Raw genomic sequence first — 17773 nt, forward strand, 5'->3', positions numbered from 1 at the left:
GATTATAACGGCGGTTTCTCGGCTGTGCTATCCGAAAAATCCGAAACGGTCATGCGAAGAAACGTTGCGGCAAACTCATCGGCGCACAGGGGCAGGCTGACGATGTAACCCTGGATCTGTTCGCAACCTTCTTCGGTCAGGAATTGCTGCTGGGCCAGGGTTTCGACGCCCTCGGCGATGACGGTGAATTGCATGCTGCGGCCCAGGGCGATGATTGCCCGCACGATGGCCGCGTCGTGGGGGTCGTCGGGCAGGCCGCGGACGAAGGATTGGTCGATCTTGAGGATGTCCAGTGGCAGGCGCTTGAGGTAACTCAGGGAGGAATAGCCCGTGCCGAAATCGTCGATGGCCAATTGCACACCGAGTTCTTTCAGCTGGTGCAGCACCGTCAAGGCCTCTTCGGCCTGGCTCATGATGAAGTTTTCGGTAATTTCCAGTTGCAATAAGCCGGGTTCGAGCTGGTGCTCGCGCAGCAGTTGTTCGATACGTCCCAGTAGATTGGGTTGGCGCAGCTGGGCCCCGGCCAGATTGACCGAAAGGGAGCCGAGGCTGTCGTAGGCGTCATTCCATTCGCATAACTGCCGGCAGGCGCGCTCCAGCACCCAATCGCCGATTTGCAGGATCATGCCGTTTTCTTCCGCCAGGGGGATGAAGTGTTCCGGCGGGACGTCGCCAAACGTGGGGTGAGTCCAGCGGATTAATGCTTCGGCCCCCACCAGTTGGTTGTCGACGAGGCTGATTTTGGGTTGGAAGGACAATGATAACTCGTTGCGTTCAATCGCCCGCCGTAGCTCATGCTCCAGGGCCACTCGCTCGCTGGCCTGGGCGGTGAGGTCGCGGGTGTAGCTTTCCACCCGGTTGCGTCCCTTGGCCTTGGAACGGTACATCGCCGCGTCGGCATTCTTCACCAGCGTGGCGACGTCGCAGCCGTCCTGCGGGTAGAGGCTGGTGCCGATGCTGGCACTGATGAAGAACTCGTGCTCGCCGGCCTGGAACGGCGCGCCAAAGCAGTTCAACAGCTTTTGGGCGATGTGCTCGGCATCGCTGGGCTGTTGCAGGCCCGGCAGCAGGATGATGAACTCGTCGCCGCCCAGGCGCGCCACGGTGTCGATGTCGCGCAACTGCTCGCGCAAGCGTACGGCAATACCCTTGAGCAACAGGTCGCCGACCGGGTGCCCGAGGCTGTCATTGATGTGCTTGAAACGGTCCAGGTCCAGGAACAGCACGGCACCCTGGCTACCGTTTTCCTGCTGGCCATTGAGAGCCGCCAGCAAACGGCTTTCGAACAGCGTGCGATTCGGCAGGCCCGTCAACGGGTCGTGGTGGGCCTGGTAATCGAGCCGGGCCTGGGCGTGTTTGAGGCTGGAAATATCGGCGAAGACTGCGACGAAATGGGTGATCTGTCGGTCCCGATTGCGCACCGCGCTGATGGTCAGCCAACTGGGGTACAGCTCGCCGTTCTTGCGTCGGTTGGAGATCTCTCCTTGCCAGTGCCCTTCGGCCGTCAGCTGGTGCCACATCGCGGCGTAAAACGCGCTGTCGTGCAGGCCGGAAGCCAATAAGCGAGGTGTATGGCCCAAGGCTTCGGTTTCGCTGTAGCCAGTGATTTCGGTGAAGGCTCGGTTCACTGCGCTGATGTGCTGTTGCGTATCGGTGATCAGCACGCCTTCGGCAGTGCTTTCGAACACGGTGGCGGCTTGTTGCAGTTTCTCCTGCATCAGATGGCGTTCGGTGATGTCCCGGGCGATGGTCAGCATGCAGTCATCGTTGCCGATGGGCAGCGGGCGACTGGAGACTTCACAGAGTCGGATCTGCCCGTCGTTGCGCCGGATATGGCAGCTGAAGTCCTTCACGAAGCCGTCTCGCTTCAGCAGGTCGAGCATCTGCGTTCGCTCATTGAGGTTGACCCAGATGCCCAGGTCCAGGGTTGAGCGGTCCACCGACAGGGCACTGTTGAAACCGGTAATGCGACTGAAGCCTTCATTGACTTCGATCAGCAGGCCGTCGCTTTGCCGGGACAACAGCAGGCCATCGGGCGAGGCGTGGAACGCCTTGGCAAACTTCTCTTCGGATGTCTGCAATTGCTGCTGGGTTTCTTTGAGCTGGCTGATGTCCCGCACCACCACGACCAGGGCTGGCGTCGTGTCGAGATCGAAGGGCTCGGCGGAGATCAGCCCGGTGAACATCTGGCCATTGCTACGACGGAAGGGCATTTCCAGGTTGCGAATGCTGCCGGCCTGCAAGCGCTGCAACAGGCCCGGACCCACGCCCGGGATGCCCCATATATTCAGTTCGGTTGCGCTGCGCCCCACCACCTCGGCGGCACTCAGGCCGATCTGCTCTTCGAAGGCCTTGTTGACCTCCAGCAGGCAACCGTCAAATAACCGTGCCATCACCAGGATGTCCGGGCACTGGCGGAATACTGAGGCGAATTTCTGCTCCGAAAGGCGCAGTGCTTCCTCGGTGCGCTTGGCTTCGCTGATGTCGATCATCAGCCCACGCATCAGCGGTTCGTGCCCGTGTTCGATCAGGCTGACAATGTCGCGCACCCACAGGCAGCGGCCATCGGCGGTGATCACGCGATAATCGACGCAGTGGTCGCGACCCGCCAGCACTTCTTGATCGCAGTAGTTCTGGGCACGGATCAGGTCGGCCGGATGAATGATGTTGCGCCAGAAGCCCGGTATCAGCCAATGGGAAAGGGGATAACCCAGCAAGTCTTCGGCGTGGGGTGACACGTAGCTGTAAGTGAAGTCGCTGACCCTTGCCTCCCAGGCAATGGCTGACAGGCTCTCCACCAGCCCACGGTAATGGTATTCGCTGCTTCGCAGCTCCTGTTCCAGCTCGACCCGCCGGGCGATTTCCGAGCTCAATCGGCGGTTGATGCGAATCACCACCGCCAGTATGCCGACCAGGAGCAGCAACGCAGGCAGGCCGTAAAGCAGCAAATCTGACCAGAGCTGGCGGTAGTCATGCACATTGCCGACCCACTTCTGCTGGATCTCGGCAACTTCGGCCGGGCTCATGTCCGCCATGACCTTGTCCAGGATGCCGACCAATATTTTATTGTTTCGAGGGACGGCCATTGCCAACTGATAGCGGTACGGCGTTTCCCCGCTGACATAAAGGCCTTCGAGCTTGAGTTGGCGCAGGCTCCAGACACTGGAAGCCAGATCGCCGACTACCGCGTCTACTTCGTCGGTGGCCAGGGCTTGCAGGGCTGAACTGACGTTGGGCAGCGCCACCAGGTTCAGGTCGGGGTGGTGGTTGCGCAGTAATTCATGGGGGGCATAGTTCTTCACCACGGCGATTTTCAGCCCATACAGTTCCTTGAGGTTGTGCGGCTGGGCGCCACCGCGGTGGGCCAGGATGACAATGGGGAAGTCCAGGTAAGGCCGGCTAAACGCCAGGTAATTCTGGCGCTCCGGCGTGGACATGATGCCCGGCAAAATATCGATTTTTCCCTGAGCGACCTGCTCCAGCACGGCGGTCCAGCTGGCTGGCTCGATGGGGGTGAGCTTGATGGCCAGCCGTTCACGAATGATGTCGACGTAGTCGGCAGCCAGGCCCTGATAGCGGCCCTGGTCGTCACGAAACTCAAACGGCGGCCATGAGGCATCGACACCCAGGTGCAGGTCGGGGTGGTCCTTGAGCCAGCGGCGCTCCTCGTCGGTGAGCGTCAACGCGCCAGCTGTTGCGGTCCAGGTTATTAATGACAGCAAAAGCGCGGCCGTCAGTCTGGGCATCACTGTCTCGTCATGGCTTGGTGAGGATGATTCGAGTGTAGACGGGCAACAGGGTGCAGGGGAGCGTAACGAAAGGGATTTTATCTGGGCATAGCAAAACCCCCGGCAGGGCCGGGGGTTTTGAAGGTCACTCGTCGAGGAAGGAGCGCAGATGCTCGCTTCGCGTCGGGTGGCGCAGTTTGCGCAACGCCTTGGCTTCGATCTGACGAATCCGCTCACGGGTTACATCGAACTGCTTACCGACTTCCTCAAGGGTGTGGTCGGTATTCATGTCGATGCCGAAGCGCATGCGCAGTACCTTGGCTTCACGAGCAGTGAGGCCGGAGAGTACTTCGCGAGTTGCTTCCTTGAGACTCTCGACAGTGGCGACATCGATCGGAGACTGCATGGTGGAGTCTTCGATGAAGTCACCCAGGTGGGAGTCTTCGTCATCACCGATCGGGGTTTCCATGGAGATCGGCTCTTTGGCGATCTTCAATACCTTGCGGATCTTGTCCTCAGGCATCTCCATGCGTTCGCCCAGCTCTTCCGGCGTCGGTTCGCGACCCATTTCCTGCAACATCTGCCGGGAAATACGGTTGAGCTTGTTGATCGTCTCTATCATGTGCACCGGGATACGGATGGTGCGGGCCTGGTCGGCGATCGAGCGAGTGATCGCCTGACGGATCCACCAGGTGGCATAAGTCGAGAACTTGTAGCCGCGACGATATTCGAACTTGTCCACCGCCTTCATCAGGCCGATGTTGCCTTCCTGGATCAGGTCGAGGAATTGCAGACCGCGGTTGGTGTACTTCTTGGCGATGGAGATCACCAGACGCAAGTTCGCTTCGACCATCTCTTTCTTCGCGCGACGGGCCTTGGCCTCGCCGATCGACATGCGACGGTTGATGTCCTTGATCTCTGCGATGCTCAGGCCAGTCTCGGCCTCCAGCGCACTGAGCTTCTGCTGGCAACGAATGATGTCCGGTTGCAGGCGGGCAATGGCTTCAGCGTATTTGCTCTTGCCCTTGGCCAGTGCATCGCTCCAGCTTTCGTCGACTTCGTTGCTAGGGAACTGGCGCAGGAAATCGGTGCGCGGCATGCGGGCGTCACGCACGCAAAGCTGCATGATCGCGCGCTCTTGCTGGCGCAAGCGATCCAGGGCACTGCGAACACGCTCGACCAGGCCTTCGAATTGCTTCGGTACCAGCTTGATCGGCATGAACAGCTCGGCCAGTGCCAACAGCTCGGCAATCGCCTGCTTGTTGTTGCGGCCGTGCTTTTTCAGCGCCTTGCGGGTGATTTCCATCTGGTCGGCCACAGCGCCGAAACGCTGTGCTGCGATGACTGGATCGGGACCGCTTTCGGCTTCTTCCTCGTCGTCGCTCGCTTCTGCGTCGTCGTCATCGGTCTCGTCGTCGGCCTTGACGGCTTTCGCGTCGACCGGCGGCGGCACTTCGGCGGCAGGCGGCGCAATGCCGTCGTCCGGATCGATGTAGCCGCTCAAGACGTCGGACAGGCGACCACCTTCGGTGGTGACGCGGGTGTACTCGGAGAGAATATGGTCAACCGTGCCAGGGAAGTGCGCGATTGCGCCCATCACTTCACGGATGCCTTCTTCAATACGCTTGGCGATTTCGATTTCGCCTTCACGCGTGAGGAGCTCTACCGTACCCATTTCACGCATGTACATGCGCACGGGGTCGGTGGTGCGACCAATGTCGGTCTCGACCGCTGCCAACGCTGCGGCCGCTTCTTCAGCGGCCGCCTCGTCGGTATCGGCGTCGGCCAGCATAAGGGCATCCTTATCTGGAGCAACCTCGAATACGTTGATCCCCATGTCGTTGATCATGCGGATGATGTCTTCCACCTGTTCCGGATCTGAAATATCCTCCGGCAGGTGGTCGTTGACCTCCGCGTAAGTCAGGTAGCCCTGCTCACGACCCAATAGGATCAACTCTTTGATACGAGACTGCTGTTGCGCTTTTCCGGACATAACACCCTATCCACTGAAGGTCTTGGCGGGCAAAAAAACAAGCCGAGGATTATACCTGAGCTGTGACCTCACGCGCCAGTTGAGGTCGGGTTTGATGCGCAAACATTGCGGCTGAGTAAGTCGCGCAATTGGTTTTTCTCTTCGCTGGTTAGCTCGCTCTGGCGAGCTTTTCGCAGAAGTTGTTCCAGGTTTCGCTCGCGTTGGCGGGCGGACAAGCTAGTAATGGTGTCGAAAAACTGTTGTTCAAGGTTGTCTCCCTCAATCAGCCATTCTTTCTCGGCCAGGGCCTTCAACAGGCGCCCCTGTTCGGTACCGTGCCACCGTGCAATCAACTGGAAAGAGTTTAGCTTGGGGTTCTTCTGCACGGCTTCAAGGAGTGCAACCAGCAATTGCGTATTGCTGTGGTCCTCGGCGGCGAAGTGCCCGGCGTCCTCTACTTTTTCCGCCAGTTGTGGGTGATGCAGCAAGGTGCGCAAGGCGGCTAGTGTTGGTGGTTCGACGGCGGCCGGGACGCGCGGGGCACGTGGTTGGTCGCGATCACCGCGCTTGCCGTTCTTGTCCCAGGGTTTCTTGTCCCATTTCTTGCCGCCGCTGCCGGGTTTTTTCGGTGTCCATTCCTGCTGGGGGGCGTAATCCTGCTGGGGTTGATGATAGTCGGCGAAATCCGGCATCGCGTCGTAATCGATGCCCGGGTCATAAGCGGGTGGCGCCTCCTGGGGGGCGCTGTGCACCAGTTGATTGACCGCTTCGCTGTTCAGGCCGGTGATCTCGGTCAGGCGCTGGCGCATGAGTGTGCGCAGGTTGGCGCCGGGCACCTTGTCGATCAGCGGTGCCGCGAGGGTGGCCATGTGGGCCTTGCCTTCGAGGGAGCGTGGATCGGCTTCTTCGGTCAACTGCTGGAAAAAATAGTCGGCCAGCGGTTGTGCGTGCTGATTGATCCGCGCACGGAATGCGTCGGTACCTTCGGAGCGCACCAGGGTATCCGGGTCCTCGCCCTCGGGCAGAAACAGAAAGCGTGCCCGGCGTCCGTCCTGCAGGCATGGCAAGGTGGCCTCCAGTGCCCGCCAGGCGGCGTTGCGGCCGGCCTGGTCGCCGTCGAAGCAGAACAGCACGTTGGGCACCACGCGAAACAGGCGCTTCATGTGCTCTTCGCTGGTGGCCGTGCCCAGGGTCGCCACGGCGTTGCGCAGGCCTTGCTGGGCCAGGGCAATAACGTCCATGTAACCTTCGACGACGATGATTTCGTCGAGGTTGCGGTTGTTCTTGCGTGCTTCGTACAGACCGTAGAGTTCCTGGCCCTTATGGAACACCGGGGTTTCCGGGGAGTTCAGGTATTTCGGCTTGTCGTCGCCCAGCACCCGGCCACCAAAGGCGATGATCCGCCCGCGTGTGTCGCGGATCGGAAACATGACTCTGTCACGGAAGCGGTCGTAGCGCTTGCCGGTTTCGGCATTTTCAATCAGCAGGCCGGCGTCGATCATGGCGCGCTGTTGCAGCGTATCGCTGCTTAGGTGCTTGTACAGGTTATCCCAGCCGGGCGGGGCAAAGCCGAGGCCGAAGTCTCGGGCGATTTCGCCGGTCAGGCCGCGGCCCTTGAGATAATCCACCGCAGCCTTGCGTGCCGGATGGCTTTTGAGGGCCTGGCGATAGAAATCCGCTGCCGCCGTCAACAGTGGGTAGAGCGGAGAATCGGTCGGTTGGCGTGGCTTGTGCTGCCGACCGCTTTCCTCGCGGGGTATTTCCATGCCGGCGGCTTTGGCCAATTCTTCGACGGCCTGGGGGAAGTCCAGGTTGTCGTGGTCCATGATGAAGCCGAGAGCATTGCCGCCAGCGCCGCAGCCGAAGCAATAGTAGAACTGCTTGTCGGGGCTGACGCTGAAAGAAGGCGTTTTCTCTTTATGGAACGGGCAGCAGGCCGTGTAGTTCTTGCCCGCTTTCTTCATTTGCAGGCGAGAGCTGACCACGTCGACGATGTCGGTGCGGTTCAGGAGGTCGTCAATAAAGCTCTGGGGAATCAGCCCGGCCATGGCGTTCTCATCATCACTGCGCGAAATATGGACCCGAAATCGGCAGGCGTAACCGGGTCTGGGTTTGAGGCACGCTAAATCGGTGGCTCGACCGGGTCGTCTGCATTATCGCTGTCGGGAAGTGTATCTGCCGAAAATCCACTGACGTTAATAACTATCAGTATTCGACTGTTTGAATGTGTTGTGCGGGCTCCGGTAACGGCCGTTCAGGCCTCGGATAGCTCATGAAGCGGACACGCAGGCAGGTGCCTTGGGCTGATCGTCGTTAGAGGAATCAGGGTGTGCTCGTCGGTAGCCTTGGAAGGCTCGTCAGGAAAGACGTGCACCGCTGGCAAAAGAGCCAGGTCTGACGCGGTGAAGCGGGTTGTCTTGGTCGCGTCTGCGGCTTTGACAGTGAAGCATCAAGCGTTATTCCGCAAATGCCATTAGCCCGGCTTGAAGGCCGGGCTTGGCAGAAGCTTGCTACGGACGTCTGTGTATTAGTACAGGCGTACGGCGCGGCGCTGTTCGCGCTGAACTTTCTTGGCGTGACGCTTAACAGCGGCTGCTGCCTTGCGTTTACGCTCAGAAGTCGGCTTCTCGTAGAATTCGCGGCTACGAACTTCAGCCAGAACACCGGCTTTTTCGCAGGAGCGCTTGAAACGACGCAGAGCTACGTCGAAGGGTTCGTTCTCTTTTACTTTGACGGCTGGCATCCAGAGCTACCTTCATTCATTACCGGGGTCAACATCCTCGCGGCAAAAGAGCACTTGAAGACGTCGGTTTTTAAGGGTTGCGGATGTTAACCCCTCAACGCTCGGAATGCAAAGCCTCTGATCGAAAACCGCTGGTCGGGGCACAACGCGGCGACTATTATGCGCGCCTTCGAATTCAGCCTCTACAAGGCGCAAACCCATGCTAGTACTGGGATTAGAAACTTCCTGCGATGAAACTGGTGTCGCACTTTACGACAGTGAACGCGGCTTGCTGGCCGATGCGCTGTTCAGCCAGATCGACCTGCACCGCGCCTATGGCGGGGTGGTGCCCGAGCTTGCCTCCCGCGATCACGTCAAGCGCATGCTGCCCTTGATCCGCCAGGTTCTGGCCGAAGCTGGCTGCGTGCCGACCGAGATCGACGGCATCGCCTATACCGCCGGCCCGGGCCTGGTGGGCGCGTTGCTGGTGGGCGCCTCTTGTGCCCAGGCGCTGGCCTTTGCCTGGGGGATTCCAGCCCTGGGCGTGCATCACATGGAAGGCCACCTGCTGGCGCCGATGCTGGAGTCGCAACCGCCGCAGTTTCCGTTCGTCGCTTTGTTGGTCTCGGGCGGCCATACGCAGCTCATTCGGGTCGATGGCATCGGCCAATACGCGTTGCTCGGCGAGACGCTCGACGATGCTGCCGGCGAAGCGTTCGACAAAACTGCAAAAATGATGGGCCTCAATTATCCCGGTGGGCCGGAAATCTCCCGACTTGCGATGCAAGGGGTCGATGGGCGTTTCGTGTTCCCGCGGCCGATGTGCGACCGTCCCGGCCTGGATTTCAGTTTCAGCGGGTTGAAGACCTTCGCCCTGAACACCTGGCAGCAGTGCGTCAGCGCCGGGGACGACAGTGAGCAAACCCGTTGCGACATCTCGCTGGCGTTCCAGCAGGCTGTGGTGGAGACTTTGACCATCAAGTGCAAGCGTGCCCTCAAACAGGCCGGGCTTAAGCGTCTGGTGATCGCTGGCGGCGTGAGCGCGAACAAGGCCTTGCGGACATCGCTGGAGAAGATGCTCGGCGACATGAAGGGCGACGTTTACTACGCACGGCCGGAGTTCTGTACAGATAACGGCGCGATGATTGCCTTTGCCGGTTGCCAGCGTTTGCAGGCCGGCCAGCACGAAAGCCTGGCGATCAGCGTCCAGGCGCGCTGGCCGATGGAGCAGTTGGCGCCCCTGTGAGGCGTCATTTAAAAATGCCGTTCGCGCCCGGCGAACAGGTCGCGTAGATTGCCTCGGTGACGCCAGACGATCAGCGCAACCAGTGCGGTCATTGGCAGCAAGGCCGCAGGTTCCTGCCAGGCCAGCAGCGGCAGGGTCAGCGGTGTGGCGATCAGCGCGGCCAGGGAGCTTGTGCGGGTCAGGTAGAACGTCAGCAGCCAGGCACAGACAGCCAGCAGGGCGGCGGGCGGGTAGAGGCCCAGCAGCATGCCGGCGGCGGTGGCGACACCTTTGCCGCCACGAAAGCGAAAGTACAGCGGGAATAGATGGCCGATGACGGCGCAGACGCCGATCCAGGCCTGTTGCTGCAACGAGAGCCCTGCGAGGCTGGCGATCAATACCGGGACAAGGCCTTTGCAGAGGTCGCCCAGCAGGGTCAGGATGGCGAGTTTGCGTCCGGCCAGGCGCAGCATGTTGGTGGCGCCGGCATTGCCTGAACCACTCATTCGCGGATCCGGGCGACCGGTCAGGCGGCTGAGCAAAATGGCGAAGGACAGCGAGCCGAGCAGGTAGGCGAGAATCGCCAGTAACCAAAACATGCTAACTATTCCGGGCGAGGACGCCCTGATTCTAACGGCGCATTGCGCCCTTGTCGTGCTGCGGAGAAGAGTGCTTGGACAGAGTGTTTATCGAGGGCCTGGAAGTCGATACGGTAATCGGGGCCTACGACTGGGAGCGAGGCATCCGACAGTGCCTGCGGCTCGACCTGAGCTTCGCCTGGGACAACCGCCCAGCCGCGGCGGGTGACGACCTGACGCTGGCGCTCGACTACGCCAGCGTATCGTCGCGTATCCAGGCATTTGCCGAACAGGCGCAGTTCCAATTGGTGGAGACCTTTGCCGAGCGACTGGCCCAGGCGCTCATGGACGAGTTCAAGATCACCTGGCTGCGTCTGAAATTAACCAAGCCTGGCGCCGTACCGGCGGCCAGCGGCGTTGGTGTGGAGATCGAGCGCGGATGTCGCTGACTCAGGTTTTTCTCGGGCTCGGCAGCAATATCGAGCGCGAAACCCATCTGTGCGCTGGTCTTGAAGCCTTGGCCGGTTTCCTGGTGGACATGCGCTGTTCGGCCGTGTTCGAGAGCCAGCCGGTGGGTATCAAGAGTGGGCCATTCTTCAATTTTGTCGTCTCGGCCTTCACGGATCTGCCGCTGATGGAGCTGGATCGTCGGCTCAAGTTCATCGAGGCGGACAACGGTCGCTATGCGCCGGACCGTAAGGGACTGCCGCTGGATATCGACGTGTTGTTGTACGGCGAACTGGTCGGCAACTTCGATGGGTTGATCCTACCGCGCGCGGAAATCCTCAAGAACGCCTTCGTCCTGTGGCCTTTGTCGCTGATCGCACCGGATCGAATTCATCCGGGGGTGGGCAAAAGTTTTGCCACGTTGTGGAAAGAATCGCAGATTGACCAGGTGCTGGCGCCGGTGGCTTTCGAATGGCGCGGCCAGCCGCTTACGCCGTCGAATCTGTTGTGAGGCGGCTGCCGCGATCGTGAGCCAGCTCGCTCTCACAGTGGATCTCGGTTGAACACCAGATATGTGTTCGCTGAAATTCTGATGTGGGAGCGAGCTGGCTCGCGATAGCGGCGTTACATCCAGCTGAAATGCTGAGCCAAAACGCCCGTCAGCTCGCCGCTTCCTTGTAGGCCTTCAACGCCCTGAGACGCTCACGCTTGATCGCCTCACCCAGTTCCGGTCCCTTGAAGCCCTTCTCCAGCAAAGGCTGCACCGCCACCGTGCGGGCTGCTGCCGCTGCGCCTCGCAGATAATCAGCCTGTGGATAACTCCGTTCTTCAAGCCCTTTGCGCCCTCGCGCATCCATCTCACAGGCTGCGATGAACTCCTCGAAGCGCTGAGGTCGACGGTACACATCGAAACTCTGCAGCAGCTCAAGCAAAGTAGACGCCTTCAGTTCAAGCGCGCGATGGCCATGGGTGTGGTACTGGCCAACCAATAGCGCCAGTTCCTGACAGTCGCGTGGCGCCTTGAAGCGCTCGTTGACCGCTTTGATCAGCTTCAGTCCCGTGTGCTCATGGGCGATGTGTCGCGGCCATTCGTGCTGGGGGGTCAGGCCTTTGCCCAGATCGTGGAGCAGGCAGGCCCAGCGGACCGTCAGCGGTTGCTCATGCAGGGCGGCCTGCTCCAGCACGCTCAGGGTATGGACGCCGGTATCGATTTCCGGGTGATGGGCTTGAGGTTGAGGCACGCCAAACAGCGCATCGACCTCGGGCATCAGGACTTTCAGGGCCGTGCAGTCGCGCAAGACTTGGACAAATACCTGTGGCTGCTTCTCCATGAGGGCGCGAGAAATTTCTTTCCAGCTGCGCTCGGCCGTCAGCGCTTCCAGTTCGCCGGAGTCGCTGAGTTGGCGCATCAGGTCAAGGGTTTCGTCCGCCACCTTGAAACCCAGCGGCGCATAACGCGCGGCGAAGCGGGCAACCCGCAGGACTCGAAGGGGATCTTCGGCGAAAGCGGGGGAAACGTGGCGTAACACGCGGGCTTCCAGATCACGCTGGCCATGGTACGGATCGGTCAGGTTGCCATGGTCGTCTTCGGCCATGGCGTTGATCGTCAAGTCCCGACGAACCAGGTCTTCTTCAAGGGTCACTTCAGGGCTGGCATGGAACACGAAGCCGCCATAGCCGCGGCCGCTTTTGCGCTCAGTGCGGGCGAGGGCGTATTCTTCGCCAGTCTTCGGCTCGAGGAATACCGGAAAGTCGGCCCCCACGGGGCGAAAGCCCTTGGCGAGCATTTCCTCGGTGGTGGCCCCCACCACAACCCGATCAATGTCGGTGACGGGAATGCCGAGCAGGCGATCGCGAACGGCACCGCCAACTTTATAGATCTGCATAAAAAACCTCCATTGGTCCGACAGGATAACCTTTGCGTCGGACGTCCGGAGGCGAAAACGGGATCAGAGATGAATGACGGCCAGATCCAGGCGACCGTAGTCGCCTTCCGCTTGTTCGCTCCTGGGGGGCACATGATGGGTTTTCATCACTTGGTCGCCCTGCAGGGTTTCCAGGTGGATGTCGAAACCCCAGAGGCGATGCAGGTGTTTGAGTACCTCATCTGTGGAGTCACCGAGTGGTTTGCGGTTGTGCGCCTGGTGACGCAGGGTCAGAGAGCGATCCCCGCGGCGGTCGATGCTGTAGATCTGCACATTGGGTTCGCGATTGCCCAGGTTGTACTGCGCCGCCAGGGTTTCGCGAATGATGCGGTAACCGCCCTCATCGTGAATGGCCGGTACCAGCAGGTCATCTTTCTGATCATCATCGAGGATGCTGAACAGTTTCAGGTCGCGGATCACCTTGGGGGAGAGGTACTGCAAGATGAAGCTTTCGTCCTTGAAGCTGCTCATGGCGAATTTAATGGTGGATAGCCAGTCCGAGCCGGCAATTTCCGGGAACCAGCGACGATCTTCCTCGGTGGGATTTTCACACATGCGTCGGATGTCGCGGTACATGGCGAAACCCAGTGCGTAAGGGTTGATGCCGCTGTAGTACGGGCTGTCGAAGCCGGGCTGGAATACCACGCTGGTGTGGGACGTCAGGAACTCCATCATGAAGCCATCGGTGACCAGGCCTTCGTCGTACAGGTCGTTCATCAGCGTGTAGTGCCAGAACGTGGCCCAGCCCTCGTTCATGACCTGGGTTTGGCGTTGTGGATAGAAATACTGGGCGATCTTGCGCACGATGCGCACGATTTCCCGCTGCCACGGCTCCAGTAACGGCGCATGTTTTTCAATGAAATAGAGAATGTTCTCCTGGGGTTCGGCAGGGAAGCGGGCATTGTCTTTTTCGTTGTACTTGTCTGCACCCTTGGGAATGGTGCGCCACAGATCGTTGATCTGTTTTTGCAGGTGCTCTTCACGGTCCTTTTGGCGCCGGCGTTCTTCTTCGGCGGAAATCGGATACGGCCGTTTGTAGCGGTCCACGCCGTAGTTCATCAGGGCGTGGCAGGAGTCCAGCAGGTCCTCTACCGCGTCGATGCCATGGCGTTCCTCGCATTGCATGATGTACTGCTTGGCGAACACCAGATAATCGATGATTGAGCTGGCATCGGTCCAGGTGCGGAACAGGTAGTTGCCCTTGAAGAAACTGTTGTGTCCGTAGCAGGCATGCGCCACCACCAGGGCCTGCATGCAGATGGTGTTTTCTTCCATCAGGTAGGCGATGCACGGATCGGAGTTGATCACGATCTCATAGGCCAGCCCCATCTGGCCGCGACTGTAGGATTTCTCGGTGCTGAGGAAGTGCTTGCCGTAGGACCAGTGGTGATAGCCCAGCGGCATGCCGACGGACGCGTAGGCGTCCATCATCTGCTCGGCGGTGATCACCTCGATTTGGTTCGGGTAGGTGTCGAGGGCATACCGGTCCGCGATACGGCTGATTTCGCGGTCGTAGGCCTTGATCAGCTCGAACGTCCATTCGGAGCCGGTGGAAATGGGCTGGCGTTTCTGCTCTTTTTTGGCGGTCATGTCACTAACCTGCGCTGGAAGAGTTCACGGAAGACCGGGTAGATATCCCCGGCCGAGACCAATTGCTGTTGGGCAAATGTGTCGGAAAAAGCTTCGGCAATCCGTTCGTATTCGTACCATAAGGCCTGATGTTCGCGTGGAGTAATTTCCACGTAGGTGTAGTACTGGACGAACGGCATGATCTGGTTGATCAGGATGTCACGGCAGATCGGTGAATCGTCGTTCCAGTTGTCACCGTCCGACGCCTGGGCCGCATAGATGTTCCATTCGTTGGCGGGGTAACGTTCGGCCATGATCTCCTGCATCAGCTTCAGGGCGCTGGAGACGATGGTGCCGCCGGTTTCCCTGGAGTAGAAAAATTCCTCTTCGTCCACTTCCTTGGCGCTGGTGTGATGGCGGATGAATACTACATCGATCTTGTCGTAGTTCCGTTTCAGGAACAGGTACAACAGGATGAAGAAGCGCTTGGCGATATCCTTGGTGGCCTGGGTCATGGAGCCGGACACGTCCATCAGGCAGAACATCACCGCCTTGGAGCTAGGGTTTGGCTGTTTCACCAGCAGGTTGTACTTGAGGTCGAACGTGTCGAGGAACGGTACGCGGTGGATGCGGGCGCTGAGTTTCTCGATTTCCGCTTCAAGGTCCTGAATGTCGCCGAAGTTGTCGGGTTCTTCGCGTTTTAGGCGGGCCAGCTCTTCCTTGGCTTCACGCAGTTTTGCCCGACTGCTGCCCGACAGCGCGATGCGCCGGGCATGGGCTGAGCGAAGGGTACGGATGATGTTGATGCGTGACGGATTGCCTTCGTTGCTGATGCCGGCACGCACGGTCTTGAAGGTGTCGGTACCGGTCAGGTTGCGCTTGACCAGGTTCGGCAGCTCCAGGTCCTCGAACATGAACTCCAGGAATTCTTCCTGGGTGATCTGGAACACGAACTCATCCATGCCCTCACCGGAGTTGCTGGCTTTGCCGGGCCCCTTGCCCGCGCCTCCACCCTGAGGGCGGGGGATGTGCTCGCCGCTGGTGAATTCCTTGTTGCCGGGGTGTACGACGGTCTGTTTGCCGCCGCGACCATGGTGAAGCACCGGCTCGTCGATGTCGCGGCCGGGGATACTGATCTGTTCGCCGTGTTCCATGTCGGTAATGGAGCGCCGGCTGACCGCCTCTTCGACGGCCTTCTTGATGTGGTCACGGTAACGCCGCAGAAACCGCTGACGGTTCACCGTGCTCTTGTTCTTGCCATTAAGGCGTCGGTCGATCACATAGCTCATAGGCCCCTCCGGGGGAGCTTCAAGTCGTAAGCCTCAAGCTGCAAGGGGCGTGGCGTCGAGCCATGGGCTCAACGCCGTTCCCTTACAGGCTGTAGCTAGAAGCTTGCCGCTGCTTACTGCGATTTCCGGACCCGCAGATACCACTCGGAGAGCAGTCGTACCTGTTTGTCGGTGTAGCCACGTTCGACCATGCGTGTGACGAAATCGTTGTGTTTTTGCTGGTCCTCCTTGCTGGCCTTGGCGTTGAAACTGATGACTGGCAGCAGGTCTTCGGTGTTGGAGAACATTTTCTTCTCGATGACCACCCGCAGCTTTTCATAGCTGAGCCAGGTTGGGTTCTTGCCATTGTTGTTGGCCCGGGCGCGCAGTACGAAGTTGACGATCTCGTTGCGGAAGTCCTTCGGATTGCTGATGCCCGCCGGTTTCTCGATTTTTTCCAGTTCCTCGTTGAGGGCCACGCGATTGAGTATTTCGCCGGTTTCCGGGTCGCGGTACTCCTGGTCCTGGATCCAGAAGTCTGCGTACAGCACGTAGCGGTCGAAGATGTTCTGGCCGTACTCGCTGTAGGACTCCAGGTACGCCGTCTGGATTTCCTTGCCGATGAACTCGATGTAGCGCGGGGCCAGGTATTCCTTGAGGAAGCGCAGGTAGCGCTCGCGGGTCTCGGCCTGGAATTGCTCCTGCTCGATCTGCTGTTCCAGCACGTACAACAGGTGAACCGGGTTGGCCGCGATCTCGTGAGGGTCGAAGTTGAAGACCTTGGACAGGATCTTGAACGCGAAACGTGTGGACAGCCCATTCATCCCTTCATCGACCCCCGCGTTGTCGCGGTATTCCTGGATCGACTTGGCCTTCGGATCGGTGTCCTTGAGGTTTTCACCGTCGTACACGCGCATCTTCGAATAGATGTTGGAGTTTTCCGGCTCCTTGAGGCGCGACAGCACTGTGAACTGGGCAAGCATCTTCAGGGTGTCGGGCGCGCAATGAGCCTTGGAAAGCGAACTGTTGAACAACAGTTTGTCGTAGATCTTCACCTCATCGCTCACTCGCAGGCAGTACGGCACCTTGACGATGTAGATCCGGTCGATGAAGGCCTCGTTGTTCTTGTTGTTGCGGAAGGTATGCCATTCCGACTCGTTGGAGTGGGCCAGCAGGATACCGGTGAATGGAATGGCCCCCAGGCCCTCGGTGCTGTTGTAGTTGCCTTCCTGGGTGGCGGTCAGCAGCGGGTGGAGCACCTTGATAGGCGCCTTGAACATTTCGACGAATTCCATCAGCCCCTGGTTGGCCCGGCACAGCGCACCCGAATAGCTGTAGGCGTCGGCGTCGTTCTGTGGGAATTCTTCCAGTTTGCGGATATCGACCTTACCCACCAGGGCGGAAATATCCTGGTTGTTTTCGTCACCGGGTTCGGTCTTGGCCACCGCGATCTGGTTGAGGATCGATGGGTAGAGCTTGACCACTTTGAACTGGCTGATGTCACCGCCAAACTCGGCCAGGCGCTTGGTCGCCCATGGCGACATGATGGTACTGAGGTAGCGGCGCGGAATGCCGAAGTCTTCCTCGAGGATCGCGCCGTCTTCGGTGGCGTTGAACAGCCCCAGGGGCGATTCGAACACTGGCGAGCCCTTGATGGCGTAGAAGGGCACTTTTTCGATCAGTTGCTTGAGCTTCTCGGCCAGGGACGATTTACCACCACCCACGGGGCCGAGTAGATAAAGGATTTGTTTCTTCTCTTCCAAGCCTTGGGCGGCATGGCGGAAATAGGACACGATCTGTTCGATGCATTCCTCCATCCCGTGGAAGTCTGCAAAGGCCGGATAGCGGCGAATCACCTTGTTGGAGAAGATTCGCGAGAGCCTCGAGTTGGCCGAGGTATCCAGCAGCTCCGGTTCTCCGATTGCCAGCAACAGACGCTCCGCAGCCGATGCATAGGCACTGCGGTCCTGCTTGCAGAGTTCGAGGTACTCCTGCAGCGTGTATTCCTCCTGCCGCGTTGACTCGAAACGTTGCTGGAAGTGGCTAAAAATGCTCATGACGTCACCTCGCTCGATACGTGGAGCCGGTGTCGGATCAATCAGTCGATGCTGGACAGCCGCTGGGAACCCAGTTGCCGTTTACCCCCCAGAATGCTTCCAAGAATGCAGGCTCTTGAAAGCTGACTCCCGATGACCCGCGCGCCGGTGTACCGGCTCTCCCCTGTTTTGGATGGCCTGAGGCTAAGGATAGTTCGGAATCGGGGAGGTAAAGGTGGAATACGTAATTAGTTATGGCTGACCGTTCGTCTGCCATCATCAAGCCCGCGGTTCACGCGGGCT

At 59.5% G+C, this 17773-nt stretch carries 12 protein-coding genes; 3 read left to right on the forward strand and 9 right to left on the reverse strand.

The window, feature by feature from the left end:
- Window positions 1-2: 2 nt before the first annotated feature.
- The 4 genes from AACY31_RS22950 to rpsU form a co-directional block, all read right to left on the reverse strand.
- Complete coding sequence (locus tag AACY31_RS22950; protein ID WP_339491539.1) at window positions 3-3746, reverse strand: bifunctional diguanylate cyclase/phosphodiesterase; 3744 nt, start codon at window positions 3744-3746, stop codon at window positions 3-5.
- 127 nt (window positions 3747-3873) lie between these two features.
- Entirely contained in the window at window positions 3874-5721 is a 1848-nt protein-coding gene (rpoD, locus tag AACY31_RS22955) for an RNA polymerase sigma factor RpoD (RefSeq protein ID WP_339477195.1), read from the reverse strand.
- A gap of 68 nt (window positions 5722-5789) precedes the next feature.
- Window positions 5790-7748 carry a DNA primase gene (gene dnaG / locus AACY31_RS22960; RefSeq protein ID WP_024616738.1) on the reverse strand — a complete coding sequence of 653 codons (1959 nt, stop codon included), beginning with the start codon at window positions 7746-7748 and terminating at the stop codon, window positions 5790-5792.
- 479 nt (window positions 7749-8227) lie between these two features.
- Window positions 8228-8443 carry a 30S ribosomal protein S21 gene (gene rpsU / locus AACY31_RS22965; RefSeq protein ID WP_002551877.1) on the reverse strand — a complete coding sequence of 72 codons (216 nt, stop codon included), beginning with the start codon at window positions 8441-8443 and terminating at the stop codon, window positions 8228-8230.
- 199 nt (window positions 8444-8642) lie between these two features.
- Between rpsU and tsaD the strand changes: the two genes are divergently transcribed.
- Window positions 8643-9668, forward strand: a complete 1026-nt coding sequence (tsaD, locus tag AACY31_RS22970) for a tRNA (adenosine(37)-N6)-threonylcarbamoyltransferase complex transferase subunit TsaD (protein ID WP_339477186.1) — start codon at window positions 8643-8645, stop codon at window positions 9666-9668.
- Between the two features lie 8 nt (window positions 9669-9676).
- Here tsaD and plsY read toward each other — a convergent pair whose 3' ends face one another.
- The gene (gene plsY / locus AACY31_RS22975) at window positions 9677-10246 is read right to left on the reverse strand and encodes a glycerol-3-phosphate 1-O-acyltransferase PlsY (protein ID WP_003206189.1); all 570 of its coding nucleotides are present in this window, start codon (window positions 10244-10246) and stop codon (window positions 9677-9679) included.
- Window positions 10247-10320: 74 nt separating this feature from the next.
- Here plsY and folB point away from each other — a divergent pair, with 74 nt between their 5' ends.
- Both folB and folK read left to right on the forward strand, forming a co-directional pair.
- Window positions 10321-10674 carry a dihydroneopterin aldolase gene (gene folB, locus AACY31_RS22980; RefSeq protein WP_058542852.1) on the forward strand — a complete coding sequence of 118 codons (354 nt, stop codon included), beginning with the start codon at window positions 10321-10323 and terminating at the stop codon, window positions 10672-10674.
- Window positions 10665-11183 (forward strand): 2-amino-4-hydroxy-6-hydroxymethyldihydropteridine diphosphokinase, encoded by a 519-nt coding sequence (gene folK / locus AACY31_RS22985; protein ID WP_339477183.1) that lies wholly within the window; start codon window positions 10665-10667, stop codon window positions 11181-11183. The genes folB and folK overlap by 10 nt, the downstream gene beginning before the upstream one ends.
- Window positions 11184-11331: 148 nt before the next feature.
- Here folK and AACY31_RS22990 read toward each other — a convergent pair whose 3' ends face one another.
- The 4 genes from AACY31_RS22990 to AACY31_RS23005 form a co-directional block, all read right to left on the reverse strand.
- Window positions 11332-12558: a multifunctional CCA addition/repair protein gene (locus AACY31_RS22990; protein ID WP_339477180.1), complete on the reverse strand. Its 1227-nt coding sequence runs from the start codon at window positions 12556-12558 to the stop codon at window positions 11332-11334.
- Between the two features lie 63 nt (window positions 12559-12621).
- Window positions 12622-14187, reverse strand: coding sequence for a SpoVR family protein (locus AACY31_RS22995; RefSeq protein ID WP_339477177.1), 1566 nt, complete (start codon window positions 14185-14187; stop codon window positions 12622-12624).
- Window positions 14184-15455 carry a YeaH/YhbH family protein gene (locus AACY31_RS23000; protein WP_339477175.1) on the reverse strand — a complete coding sequence of 424 codons (1272 nt, stop codon included), beginning with the start codon at window positions 15453-15455 and terminating at the stop codon, window positions 14184-14186. Before AACY31_RS23000 ends, AACY31_RS22995 begins: the two co-directional genes overlap by 4 nt.
- 113 nt (window positions 15456-15568) lie before the next feature.
- Entirely contained in the window at window positions 15569-17491 is a 1923-nt protein-coding gene (locus AACY31_RS23005; RefSeq protein WP_339477173.1) for a PrkA family serine protein kinase, read from the reverse strand.
- Between the last annotated feature and the right edge of the window lie 282 nt (window positions 17492-17773).

The organism is Pseudomonas sp. RL_105y_Pfl2_101 (assembly GCF_963970585.1).
Taxonomy (GTDB): domain Bacteria; phylum Pseudomonadota; class Gammaproteobacteria; order Pseudomonadales; family Pseudomonadaceae; genus Aquipseudomonas.

Coding starts and splice junctions, on each gene's coding strand:
- AACY31_RS22990 (WP_339477180.1), bottom strand. CDS start 12,558: ATGCAGATCTATAAAGTTGGCGGTGCCGTTCGCGATCGCCTGCTCGGC.
- AACY31_RS23000 (WP_339477175.1), bottom strand. CDS start 15,455: ATGAGCTATGTGATCGACCGACGCCTTAATGGCAAGAACAAGAGCACG.
- tsaD (WP_339477186.1), top strand. CDS start 8,643: ATGCTAGTACTGGGATTAGAAACTTCCTGCGATGAAACTGGTGTCGCA.
- AACY31_RS22950 (WP_339491539.1), bottom strand. CDS start 3,746: ATGCCCAGACTGACGGCCGCGCTTTTGCTGTCATTAATAACCTGGACC.
- AACY31_RS22995 (WP_339477177.1), bottom strand. CDS start 14,187: ATGACCGCCAAAAAAGAGCAGAAACGCCAGCCCATTTCCACCGGCTCC.
- AACY31_RS23005 (WP_339477173.1), bottom strand. CDS start 17,491: ATGAGCATTTTTAGCCACTTCCAGCAACGTTTCGAGTCAACGCGGCAG.
- plsY (WP_003206189.1), bottom strand. CDS start 10,246: ATGTTTTGGTTACTGGCGATTCTCGCCTACCTGCTCGGCTCGCTGTCC.
- rpsU (WP_002551877.1), bottom strand. CDS start 8,443: ATGCCAGCCGTCAAAGTAAAAGAGAACGAACCCTTCGACGTAGCTCTG.
- rpoD (WP_339477195.1), bottom strand. CDS start 5,721: ATGTCCGGAAAAGCGCAACAGCAGTCTCGTATCAAAGAGTTGATCCTA.
- folK (WP_339477183.1), top strand. CDS start 10,665: ATGTCGCTGACTCAGGTTTTTCTCGGGCTCGGCAGCAATATCGAGCGC.
- dnaG (WP_024616738.1), bottom strand. CDS start 7,748: ATGGCCGGGCTGATTCCCCAGAGCTTTATTGACGACCTCCTGAACCGC.